Annotated in this window: 8 protein-coding genes and 1 pseudogene; 4 read left to right on the top strand and 5 right to left on the bottom strand. The window is 65.0% G+C overall.

Annotation, left to right across the window (positions count from 1 at the left end):
- Positions 1 to 32 precede the first annotated feature (32 nt).
- Positions 33 to 4907 carry a beta strand repeat-containing protein gene (locus tag ACSQ27_RS04535; protein ID WP_436154271.1) on the top strand — a complete coding sequence of 1625 codons (4875 nt, stop codon included), beginning with the start codon at positions 33 to 35 and terminating at the stop codon, positions 4905 to 4907.
- Positions 4908 to 5209: 302 nt separating this feature from the next.
- Here ACSQ27_RS04535 and ACSQ27_RS04540 read toward each other — a convergent pair.
- Positions 5210 to 5734 (bottom strand): annotated as a pseudogene (locus ACSQ27_RS04540) (C40 family peptidase); the annotation flags it as partial.
- Between the two features lie 225 nt (positions 5735 to 5959).
- Between ACSQ27_RS04540 and ACSQ27_RS04545 the strand changes: the two are divergent.
- A complete protein-coding gene (locus ACSQ27_RS04545) occupies positions 5960 to 7114 on the top strand; it encodes a PQQ-dependent sugar dehydrogenase (protein ID WP_436154272.1) in 1155 nt (384 codons plus the stop codon).
- 5 nt (positions 7115 to 7119) lie between these two features.
- Here ACSQ27_RS04545 and ACSQ27_RS04550 read toward each other — a convergent pair whose 3' ends face one another.
- From ACSQ27_RS04550 to ACSQ27_RS04560, 3 genes are all read right to left on the bottom strand, one after another.
- Entirely contained in the window at positions 7120 to 7602 is a 483-nt protein-coding gene (locus ACSQ27_RS04550; protein ID WP_436154273.1) for a RidA family protein, read from the bottom strand.
- A 65-nt stretch (positions 7603 to 7667) separates the two neighbouring features.
- Positions 7668 to 8303: a LysE family translocator gene (locus ACSQ27_RS04555; RefSeq protein ID WP_436154274.1), complete on the bottom strand. Its 636-nt coding sequence runs from the start codon at positions 8301 to 8303 to the stop codon at positions 7668 to 7670.
- A 49-nt stretch (positions 8304 to 8352) separates the two neighbouring features.
- Positions 8353 to 8721 carry a hypothetical protein gene (locus ACSQ27_RS04560; RefSeq protein ID WP_436154275.1) on the bottom strand — a complete coding sequence of 123 codons (369 nt, stop codon included), beginning with the start codon at positions 8719 to 8721 and terminating at the stop codon, positions 8353 to 8355.
- Positions 8722 to 8912: 191 nt separating this feature from the next.
- Here ACSQ27_RS04560 and ACSQ27_RS04565 point away from each other — a divergent pair, with 191 nt between their 5' ends.
- Positions 8913 to 10373 (top strand): PLP-dependent aminotransferase family protein, encoded by a 1461-nt coding sequence (locus ACSQ27_RS04565; RefSeq protein ID WP_436154276.1) that lies wholly within the window; start codon positions 8913 to 8915, stop codon positions 10371 to 10373.
- Between the two features lie 12 nt (positions 10374 to 10385).
- On the opposite strand, the gene ACSQ27_RS04570 is transcribed toward ACSQ27_RS04565, so the two are convergent.
- A complete protein-coding gene (locus tag ACSQ27_RS04570) occupies positions 10386 to 11036 on the bottom strand; it encodes a LysE family transporter (RefSeq protein ID WP_436154277.1) in 651 nt (216 codons plus the stop codon).
- Between the two features lie 249 nt (positions 11037 to 11285).
- Between ACSQ27_RS04570 and gspG the strand changes: the two genes are divergently transcribed.
- Positions 11286 to 11735, top strand: coding sequence for a type II secretion system major pseudopilin GspG (gene gspG / locus ACSQ27_RS04575; protein WP_436154278.1), 450 nt, complete (start codon positions 11286 to 11288; stop codon positions 11733 to 11735).
- Positions 11736 to 11894 lie beyond the last annotated feature (159 nt).

The following is an 11894-nucleotide window of genomic DNA, read 5'->3' on the forward strand; positions in this document are numbered from 1 at the left end:
CCCTCCCGTCTTTGTTCTCAAGAGGTGATTCCATGCAAGTCAAGTCCCACCCGCAAGGCCTGCGCCCTCCATCCCGCCGCCGGCCGTCTTTTGCGCTGAAAACACTTCCCGCTGCGGCGGCACTGCTGTTCGCGCCGCCGGGCTGGACCATCGACATCGCGGGTGCGGCGGGCCTGCCGCAGAACGGCACAGTGTTTTCCGGCGCGGCTTCGGGTTCGGTGACCGGCAACCAGATGACCATCAACCAGACCAGCAACCGGGCGGTGCTGGACTGGGGCTCCTTCAACATCGACCTCGGCAAGGCGGTGCAGATCACGCAGCCCAATGCCGCGTCGGCCATGCTGAACCGCATCACCGGCGACGCCAACGCCTCGCAAATCCTGGGCGGGCTGTCGGCCAACGGCACGGTGATGTTGATGAATCCCAACGGCATCGTGTTCGGGCCGAACGCCGTGGTGAATGTGGGTTCGCTGATCGCCACTACGGGGACGATTGACGCGAATTACTTCCTCACCACCGGCGGCGCGCAAATTACCGGCGCCACGGGCAGCATCGTCAACCAGGGCGGCATCACCGCGCAGGGCGCCGGGCTGGTGGCACTGGTCGCGCCTTCGGTCACCAACCAGGGCAGCATCAGCGCCACCGGCGGCACCATCGCGCTGGCCGGCGCCACGGCGGCCACGGTCTCACTCAACGGCGGGCTGTATGAATTTGCCATTGCCGGCGGGGCGACCGGCAACGATGTGTCCAACGCGGCCGGCGCCAGCCTGAACGGAGTGACGCTACGGCTGGGTGTCGGTGACGCGGCCAACCTGCTGTCGGGCGTGATCAACCTCGAGGGCGTGCAGCAGGCCAGCAATGCGATTGTCGTGAACGGCAATGCGGTGGTGCTCAAGTCGGCGCTGCAGGCGCCCAGCGTCAGCGGCAATTCCAACCGGGTCGACGTCTACCAGGGCGCGCGCATCCAGGACGCGGTGGACATCGCCAAGGCCGGCACGCCCGGCGCGGGTGCGGCCGTGGACGTGCACGCGGGCAGCTATGCCGAGCAGGTGGCGCTCAACAAGGCCAACCTCACGCTGACCGGCCTGGCGGGGGCGAAGATCGTGGTGCCCGATGCAGCGCAGGTCAACGGCCTCAGCATCAGCGCCAACAACGTGACCGTGACCGGCCTGGAGATCGCCGGCCCCGTCAACCAGCCTTACCTCGGCTACGGCTGGGGTTCCAACATCAGCCGCGGCATCGCGGTGGCCAACGGCGTCACCGGCTTCACCATCGCCAACAACAACATCCACGACGTGCGCAACGGCATCCTGATCGACGGGCGCAACACCGGCAGCGTCACCGGTAACCGCATTGAAAACACCAAGAGCGCCATCTCGGTGCAGTACACCGACGGCAGCGGCATTACGATGGCCGGCAATAGCCAGGGTCCTGTGGGCAATGAATGGGGGCTGAACCTGCACCTGAACGGCTACGTGGACGGCTCGACCATCCGCAGCAACCCGATCACCGCGAGCCCGACCCTGGCCTGGCAGCAGGCCTTGCTCGCGCTGAGCGCCGCCAACGGCGGCTGGTCGGTGCAGGACCAGGGTTACACCTCGTCCAACCGCACACACGTGAACGTGGCCACCACGGGTTCCGGCGGCGCGCAGGGCAGCGCGCTCACGCCGCTGGGCAGCGTCCAGGGTGGTGTGGACGCCGTGGTCACGGGCGGCACAGTGAACGTCGCGGCCGGCACTTACACCGGCAACGTCTCCATCACCAAGGCGCTGACCCTGGACGGCGCGGGCATGGGGCAGACCATTCTGAAAGCGCCCTCGGCCGCCAGCGGCGAGGCGATCGCCATCAAGGCGTCCGGCGTCACCGTGTCCGACCTGTCCATCAACGATTCTTATTATGGGATCCACTTGAAGGACACGTCCAACAACGTGACCATAGACCGCGTCGCCTTCAACAACAACAGGTACAGCGTGCGCAGCGCAGGGAACACCATAGCGGACAACTTCCGCATGCTCAACAGCACTATCAGCGGCGGGTTGATCGGTTTTCAGACCTACAACAACTACGGCGCGGGCGCCGGCAGCGCCTCCTTCAAAAACGCGCTTTTCGAGAACGTCACCGTGGACAGTACGACCTTCAAGGGTTTTTACTTTGAAACGGCGGACAACCTGACAATGAGGAACGTCACCGTCACCAACGCCGGCAATGTTGGCGATCCCGGCACCCACCAGTACGGGGCGGCGATCGACGTCAACCTGAAGCACGACGCTTTCAGTTCGATCACTTTCGACAACGTGGTGGTCAAGAATTCGGGCGAGAGTTCGGGCGACCCGACAGCCGCGGCAGTGGTGTTCAAGACCCGCGGCATTCCCGGCGATCCCGACTACGCCCAATCGCCGGCCAGCCTGCAAAGCGTCAACATCATCGGCGGCAGCATCGAAGACTCCCGCTATACCGGCATACGCTTTGAAACCCTGAGCAGCGGAAATGGGAACGGGAACAGCGGACAGACCAGCGTCACCATCACCGGGACGCAGTTCAAGAACAACGACAAGGACATCGTCGTTGGCAACACCTCGGTCGATGCGCGTGGCGCCGTCTTCGTCGGCGCGGCCGACGGCTTCGCCATTGAAGACCGCGTGACCCATGCGCTGGACACCACCGGGCGCGGCCTGGTGACCTGGACGGAAGGCAATGTCTACGTCACGCAGGCCAGCGGCAGCATCCAGCGCGGCCTGGATGCCGTGGCGGCGAGCGGAACGGTCAATGTGGGCGGCGGCACCTTTGTGCAGCCCGTCACGCTGAACGTCAACCGCGGCGTGACGCTGGCCGGTTCAGGCCAGGGGGCGACCGTGATTGACGCGCGCGGCGTCAGCGGCTACGGCATCAACGTGACGGCCGACAATGTGTCGCTCAGGGACTTCACGCTTTACGGGCCCAGCGCCAACGTGGCCTCGTCCTATGGCATCAAGGTGGCGCCTGTGGGCGGGGCCTCGGCCAGGCTGCGCAATTTTTCGATCCGCAACGTCACCATCCGCGGCGCGGGCCGGGCCGAACTGGATCTGAACGGCGTGGACGGCGCGGTCATCGACCATGTGACGGCCAACGGCGCGCCGGTGGGCAACGACGCGGGCAGCACGCAGGGGGCCGGTATCCAGCTGACCGACAGCGCCAACGTGACCGTCAGCAACTCCACCACGCGCAACAATGCCTGGGGCGGCCTGGCGCTTTACCAGGCCAACCGCTTCTACAACCAGCAGGTGAACAACATCACGGTGGCGGGCAACAACACGTTTACTGAGCGCAACCCGGTCTACCTGCAGGACGAGTCGGCCAGCCGCAACTTCGGCGCGCTCAGCATCGCCGGCTTCGACTTCGCGGTGCGCAACGCCAGCACGGCGGGCGATAACAACCAGTACACCTGGCTGCAGGCCTCGCAACAGAACGCCTACGACTACGCCGTCAACCTGGGCAGCTCGGCCTCCAGCTATGTGCAAAGCTGGAACGGCGCGCAGGCCACGCAGGACTTCCACGTCGGCATCGGCAGCCTGCTGGGCGGCGGCACGCAGGCCCTGTCCGTCGGCACGGCGATGGGCAACGCGGGCAACGGCGCCAACATCCGCGTGGGGGCTGGCGCCTACGGCGAGAACGTGGTGGTGAACAACCCCTACAACTTCTACTTCGGCGGCAGTACCGTGCACAGCCTGGCGCTCAATGCCGGCGCGGGCGGCTCCGGCATCGCCGGCACGGTGACGGCCGACGGCGCCGGCGGCATCGTGTTCAATGCGCCGGTCAGCCTGCTGGGCGACACGACGCTGGCCACCCTGGGCGCCGACATCACGCTGAACGGCGACATCCAGAACGCCGGTGGCGCGGCCCGCGCGCTGAGCCTGATCGCCGGCTCCGGCGCCGGCCGCGGCAATGTGCACATGGTCTCGGGCGGCACCGAGGCCAATGCGCTGGGCCAGTTCGAGGTGGTCTCCAACGCCTTCCGTCTGGACAGCACGCTGTGGGTCAAGGGCTACGGCATAGATGCGCTGGGCAATGTCGCGCTGAGCAACCACACTTTGCGCGGCCAGGACGCCGGCGCCACCAACACCCTGAACGCCGGCGGCGACGTCAGCGGCTCCACCATCAGTGCGGGCGCCGTCCAGGTCACCAGCGGCGGCGACGTCTCGGCCAACGTGACGGCCAGTGAGGTGGCGGTGGCCGCCGTCGGCGACGTCAGCGGCATCACCACCAGCCAGGGCAATGTGCAGGTCAGCAGCAGCACCGGCGACATCAGCGGCAACATCAGCGGAAGCAATGTGGTCGTGCAGGCGCTGGGCGACATCAGCGGCACCACCACCAGCCAGGGCAATGTGACGGTCAGCAGCAGCACCGGCAACGTCAGCGGCAACATCAGCGGCAACAACGTGGTCGTGCAGGCGGTGCAGGGCGACGTGAACGTGGTGGTGGTGGCCACGAGTTCCGCCTCGCTGGCCGGCGACTCGGTGATCGCCAATGTCGTGGCGCCGGTGGTGGAGGTGGCCGCTGTCGGCGAGGCCCAACTGTCGGGCTCGTCCTCGCAGGTCACCATGAACGCGGCCAGCGGCAGCGTCAGCGGAAATTTCGGGCAGGTCACCAATTCCGGCGGCGGCCTGGTCAACGTCAACGGCAAACCCCAGGGCAACCAGCAGCTGTCGTCCAATGCCGAAAACAACCGCGTGATTCCGTCCGGCAACAACGTGGCGGAAGGCGCATCCGAGGGCGCGCCGTTGCTTCAGCTGGCCCTGGCCGGCGTGCAGGCGGGAGAGGGCGAGATGCTCACGGTGAAGAGTTCACCGTCCGGTGCCGGCGAGGCTCTCGACAACGGCCAGTCGGTAGAGCTCGACATGTCGCCGAAAAACGAGCGCGAGAAGGAGTAGGAGAAGAAAAAACCGGCGAAGCGCCGTTCACAAAGCCCAGCGAAGCGGTCCTGGCTAGGCGCGCCGCCGCAGACAGTGCACCAGCCCGGCAAGGCGGCGTAACAACGCCAGGAGGGGTTTGTGAGCGGCGCTCAGCGCCGGTATTGTTCCTGTTGCACCATTTGCTGCACCTGCTGGCCCACCGCGAGTTGCGGGGCAGCCGTTTGTGCGGCCTGGATTTCAGGCGCCGCCAGGCTTGCTTGGGGCTGCGGGGTCGACAGTACCGTGCGCTGGGTTTCCGGCAGGGTGTTGCCTTGCGGGGTGACGCGGCGCGCGCCGTCAAAGCGGCGCTGCCAGTAGCTCACGCCCATGCTTTCGACACGCACTTCGGCGCCGGGCTTGGGGGAGTGGATGAATTTGCCGTCGCCGACGTAAATGCCGACATGGCTGAAGGCGCGCCGCATGGTGTTGAAAAACACCAGGTCACCGGGCTGCAGGTCGTTCTTGTCGATGCGCTGGGTGGCCGCGGCTTGTTGTTCGGCCCGGCGCGGCAGCAGCAGGCCGACGCTTTGTTCATAGATGGCACGCACAAAGCCGCTGCAGTCAAAGCCGGTTTCCGCCGTATTGCCGCCGCGCTTGTAGGGAACCCCCAGGAAACCCATGGCGTTGACCACCAGCTCGGAAGCCTTGTTGCTGACGTTCTGGCGAACGTGGTCAATCTTGGTGAGCAGGCCCTTGTCGGCCAGCAGTTTGTCCATATCATCGCCAGAGTTGCCCGGTGCCGCATGCACGCCCGCTGCCAGCAGGGCGGCAGAGGCAATGATGAGGGCAGGGGCAATTTTTCGCATGGCGCCTAGGATACTTGACAGATCTGTCCTACGTCAACCTCAAGTGGCTTCTTGATAAGCTTTACAAACCCTTGATTTGTAACGAGTTTATCTACGGGAAAACCCCTTTTTACGATTCAGGTGCTATGTTTGCATATGAATAAGGCGCATTGGCGGACTACCTGTCGCAGGTCTGGTACCCAGGCCTACAGTCGGCGGCTTCTGCGCAACTTTAAGGGGTGAAATATGGTTTTTCTCAAAGCAGGATATGCAAAGTTCGCTCTTGTTTTGATAGCGACTTTCGGGGCCGGCCTGCCCGCCCAGGCCCAAGGTGTGCGCCCGGAAACCGTGGCGGCTGGCCTGCAAAACCCCTGGGGCCTGGCTTTTTTGCCGGGCGGCCGTTTCCTGGTCACAGAGCGCCCGGGCCGGCTGCGGGTCATCGCGGCTGACGGCAAGCTGTCGCCGCCAGTGGCCGGGCTGCCCGAGATTGCCGCCGGCGGGCAGGGCGGGCTGCTGGATGTGGTCGCCGACAGCGACTTTGCCCGCAACCGCACGGTCTTTTTCTGCTTTTCCGAACCCGGCCCCGCAGGCCGCGGCAACAGCACCGCGCTGGCGCGGGCGACTCTGAGCGCCGACGACAGCCGCCTGGAAAACCTCAAGCTCCTCTTCAGCCAGAAACCCAAGGTGGCCAGCAGCTCGCACTTTGGCTGCCGCATCGTCGAAAGCCGGACCGGCGGAGCCGTGGACGGCAAGCTTTTCCTCACGCTGGGTGAGCGCTTTTCGCGCAAGGAAGACGCCCAGGCGCTGGACAACCACCACGGCAAGATCGTCCGTATCAATAAGGACGGCACCGTGCCCCAGGACAATCCTTTTGTCGGCAAGGCCGGGGCGCTGCCGGAGATCTGGAGCTACGGCCACCGCAATGCCCAGGGCGCGACGCTGGCTCCCGACGGCAGCTTCTGGATGCACGAACACGGCCCGCAAGGCGGCGATGAAATCAATCTTCCCAAGGCCGGCGCCAACTACGGATGGCCTGTCATCACCTACGGCGAGAACTACGGCGGCGGCAAGATAGGCGAGGGCCTGACCGAAAAAGCCGGCATGCAGCAGCCCCTGCATTTTTGGGTGCCCTCGATCGCGCCTTCGGGCATGGCTTTCCTGACGAGCGAGCGCTACGGCAAGGCCTGGCAGGGCAACCTGTTTGTCGGTTCGCTGAAATTCGGCTACCTGGACCGCATCGAGCTCTCGGCGCCTTTCACCGGCAAGGTGGTGCGCGAAAGCAAGCTGCTGACCGATCTCGGTGAGCGCATACGCGACGTGCGCCAGGGCCCGGACGGGCTGCTGTACGTGCTGACCGACAACAGCAACGGTAAGCTGGTTCGCCTGTTGCCTGGGAGCTAAACCTCCTAGTCTGGCGTGACGGCGGCGATCAGGTCCAGTTCAACCGCGGCATTTTTCGGCAGCTGCGCCACCCCCACCGAGGTACGCGTATGCGTGCCGGCCGCGCCCAGCACCGTGTGTAGCAGTTCCGATGCGGCATCGGCCACCTCGCTTTGCTGGGTGAAGTCGGCCGCGGACTGGGTGTACACCGTGACGCGCAGGATTTGCGCGATGCGGTCCAGGCTGCCCAGGCTTTGCCGCAGCAGCACCAGCGCGCGCATGGCGCAGACCCTGGCCGCCAGCTGGGCTTGGGCCAACGATACGTCCGCGCCGGCGCGGCCGGTGACCACGACCGTGCTGCCCACACGCGGCACCTGGCCGCTGACGTAGACAGTATCGCCGTGCCTCAGGGTGGACACGTAATTGCCGCCTATCTTGATCTCGCCTTCAAAGCTGTAGCCGAGGGCGGCTTCCTGGGCGGCAAAACGGGCGTCGCGTGAATCTTGCATGGCAGAGGCTTTCTTGGGTAGTTATATATAGAGGGTGAAGTGGAATCTGGGGGAATCCAGGGGAATCAGCTGGGGCTCTTGAGCCGCAGCAGGCTTAAGCCCAGCAGGCCGAAGGCGCCGCCGCAGAGGCGGTTGAACACCCGGGCCCGGCGCTGCGTGCCGAACCAGCGGTGCGTGTGGCGCGCCAGCAGCACGTAAGCCATGTGCGAGACCAGCACGCAGGCGGCGAATGCGCTGGTCAGCGCCAGGAACTGCGGCAACACCGGCGCTTCGGGGTGGATGAACTGGGGGAACAGCGCAGTGAAAAACAGGATGCTTTTCGGGTTGGTCAGCGCCACCAGCAGGCCCTGGCGGAACAGCGCGGCATTGCTTTTGCCCGGCAACGATTGCTCCGGCAAGGGCGTGTCGAACATCGAGGTCTTGCTGGTCCACTGGCGCCAGCCGAGATAGACCAGGTACACCGCGCCTACGGTCTTCAAAACCGCGAACAGCCAGGCCGAGGTGTGCAGCAAAGTGCCCAGGCCGGCCATGGCCGCGGCCGAGACCGAAAACACGCCCAGCACATTGCCGGCAGAGCTCCACAGCGTCTTGCGCGGTCCCCAGGCCACGGCATTGGAAACCGCCAGCAAAATGCCCGGCCCCGGGCTCAGTGCGGTCACAAGTGAAATGGTGATGAACAAAAGCCAGGCGGAGGTGGTCATGGGCGTGGGTGGAAAGGAATGAGGGATGGTCGAATTTACCGTGCCGGCTTTAAACCGGTTTGGCGCTGCGGTATCGGCCGCGCGCGGCCAGGGCGACTCCTGAAAGACGGTTAAACCAACTTTTGCCTGCCGCCGCCAGCGCTGCCCGTAGCGGGAGGCGGGCCGGTTGGCTCACGATGCAGGCCGCGCCGCCATGCTGGGCGGTCACCGTGATCCAGCCGTCCTGGTTGACGGTGTGGGCTTGTCCCGCCTCCAGCACCGCGTCATGGCAGACGACCTGCTCACCCAGCCAGCGCGGCGCGCCTGTCACCAGCAGCGTGCCCGAGGTGCTGATCAGCGCGCTGCCGGCCTTGCTGTGAAAGAACAGGGATTCACCTGCGTCGAGTTCAAGGCGGCGGGAAGCAAAGCGGTGTTCCATGGCGGCTCCATTGCAGGGTTGGTGAACGGGGGTGGGCATGGCTGCAAGATTAAGAAAAGCGCCGAATTCCCGACAGATGCACACAAGGCCTTTCTGTATCGGTACAGACGATCTTTTTTTGATCTGTTATGGTCTGATTTCGCCCCATCTGTGGCTGTGTTGCCGCAGCCCCTTCACGGATCATTCAAGCCATGGACGTGTTACCCCTGACGCAACAACCCCTTTACCTGCGGCTTTCCAGCCACTACCGGCAGGCCATCCAGTCCGGCGTGCTGATGCCCGGCGAACGCATGCCGTCCGTCAGGGCGCTGACGCGGCTGCACCAGGTCAGCCTGTCCACCGCGGTGGAGGCCTGCCACACGCTGGAAGACGAAGGCCTGCTGGAGGCGCGGCCGCGGTCCGGCTACTTTGTGCTCAAGCGGCGGCGCACCGACCTGCAGCCGCCCAGCGAGCCCGAGTTGGGCCGCAAGCTGGACCCGGCCCAGTACGTCGGCGTCCATGACCGCGTCTCCGACTTCGTCGCCAAATGCGACTTTTACCCGCTGGTCACCAACCTGGCGGGTACTTACGGTTCGCCCGAGATGTACCCCGCCGAGGCGCTCAAAAATGCCGCCACGCGGACCCTGCGCAAGCACCCCTTCCTGCTGGTGAGCGCGCCCGATTTCCTGCATGACTCGCCACTCAATGCGGTGCTGGCCAAACGCGCGCTGGAGGCCGGCATGCAGCTGTCACCCGAGGACATCCTGGTGACCCACGGCTGCATAGAGGCGCTCAACATCGCCTTGCGCGCGGTGGCCCAGCCCGGCGACACCGTCGCGGTCGAATCCCCCACCTACCACGGCCTGCTGCAGATCCTCGAAAGCCTGGGCCTGCGCGCGCTGGAGATTCCCACCAGCCCGCAGCAGGGCATTTCCGTCGAGGCGCTGGACCTGGCCCTGCGCACGCACGACAGGATTCGCGCCGTCGTGGTCATGCCCAATTTCCACAACCCGCTGGGCAGCGTCATGCCCGACACCGAAAAAGAAAAGCTGGTGCGCCTGTGCGAACGCCAGCAGATCGCGCTGATTGAAGACGACACCTATGGTGCGCTGGGCCCCGACGACGTCCCGCTCAAGGCCGCCAAGGCCTGGGATCGCGACGGCTCGGTGATTTACTGCGCTTCGCTGCGCAAGACGCTGGCACCCGGCCTGCGCCTGGGCTGGGTCGCCGGCGGCCGCTGGAAGGCGCGCATCCAGATGATCAAGTACGCGCAAAGCCGCGCCAATGAAACCCTGGCCCAGTACACCGTGGCCGAGTTCATGGCCTCCAGCGCCTATGACCGCCACATGGCCAGGCTGCGCCGCATGCTCAACGCGCAGCGCGAGCAGATGGCTGAGGCCATCGCAGCCCATTTCCCGCCCGGCACCCGGCTGTCGGTGCCCCGGGGCAGCATGATGCTATGGGTAGAACTGCCGGCCGGCACCTCGGCGCAAGCCGTCTTCGACACCGCCATACGCCAGGGCATACGCGTCGCGCCGGGCTCCATGTTTTCCAACTCGAACCGCTTCGACAACTTTTTGCGCATCAGCTGCGGCGCGCCGTTTTCCAGCCAGGCCGACGAGGCGCTGCGCACGCTGGCGGCGATTGTCTCGGCCCAGGCCGCGAAGGCCTGAAAGCTTGAAGGGCTAGTGCGCCGCCGCGTGGCTGCGCTTCACGAAGAACAGGCCCGCGCCCACCGCCATCAGCATGCCGCCGAAGATGCGGTTCTGCAGCTTGATGGCGCGGGCATTTTTGAAAAAGGTTTGCAAGCGGCTGGCGGCGAAGGCATAACCGTGCATCACCACGGTATCCACCGCCACCGTGGTCACCGCCATCACCAGCAGCTGTGGCCAGAGCGGCCGGCTGGGGCTGATGAACTGCGGCAGCACCGCCACCATGAACAGAATGCCTTTGGGGTTGGTCACATTGGTCAATAGCCCCGTGAAAAAGCGACGCCTGGCCGTGAGGCCGTTGCCGTCGGCAGGGCCGGCCTCGCCATCCGCCGCGATGCCGTTCGAGGAGCGCCACTGCGCCCAGCCGATGTAAATCAGGTAGGCCGCGCCCAGGATTTTGACGACGCTGAAAGCCAGCTCGGACGCCACCAGCAGCGAACCCACGCCCGCACCCGCCACCAGCAGGATGACGACCAGCCCGATCTGCAAACCGGCAATCGTCGCGCGCGTGCGCCGCATGCCAAAACTCAGGCCGTGGCTCATGGCCAGCACCGCGCCCGAACCGGGGGACAGCGCAATCAGGATGGAGGCGAGGAAGTAGGCGGTCCAGGTGTCGAGAGCCATGTTGAGTGTGATGGGAGAGGTGAGGGGAGGGAAGCGAGACGTGCATCCTACCTTGGCCTTGGTGCTGCATGCGAAGCTGGTCCCAAAGACCCGGCCCTGTGCTTGCCGGTGGATGGACGAGGGCCCCGAAACCGATGCGATGCCGATCATCGGACGGGCCGAAAAAGCCGGAAACGGAACTCGCTATAACATTGGCGAGTTCCTCTTCTGCGCAAGCCCGCAAAGTTGCCTACCGACTACCGTCACGCCATGAAAAAACCATCCACTTCTAAAAACAACATTCACAACATCGGCCAAAGATCGAAGGGGTTTACCTTGCTCGAGCTGCTTGTCGTGATGGTCATCATCGGTTTGCTGGCCGCCTATGTCGGCCCGCGCTACTTTGCCCAGATCGGCAAGTCCGAGCAGGGCGCGGCCAAGGCGCAAATTGAAGCCCTCGCCAAGGCCCTGGATACCTACCGGCTGGACACGGGCTCCTATCCCAGCGCCGACAAAGGTCTGAACGCCTTGATGGCCAAGCCCGCCGATGAGCCCAAGTGGCAAGGCCCCTATCTGCAGAAAAGCGTGCCGCTCGATCCCTGGGGTAAGCCTTATGTGTACAAACCGCCCTCGGCGGGGAGCGATTTTGATTTGCTCTCCTACGGCAAGGACGGCCAGCCCGGCGGCGACGCGGAAAACGCGGACGTGTCTTACCGTTAACGGCGCCCCCGGCCTCGAAGCTTCCGGTTCCTCCCCGTGCGCAAGTCTCTCCTTCAATTGGGGGAGGCGCGCAATGGCACTCGGTGCCGCGCATGGCAATCATTACCGGGAAATAAAGCACTCTGTGCGCCCCATCCTGTGGGCATAATCCAAAGCAAA

It is taken from the genome of Polaromonas sp. LjRoot131 (genome assembly GCF_964252805.1).
Lineage (GTDB): Bacteria > Pseudomonadota > Gammaproteobacteria > Burkholderiales > Burkholderiaceae_C > Polaromonas.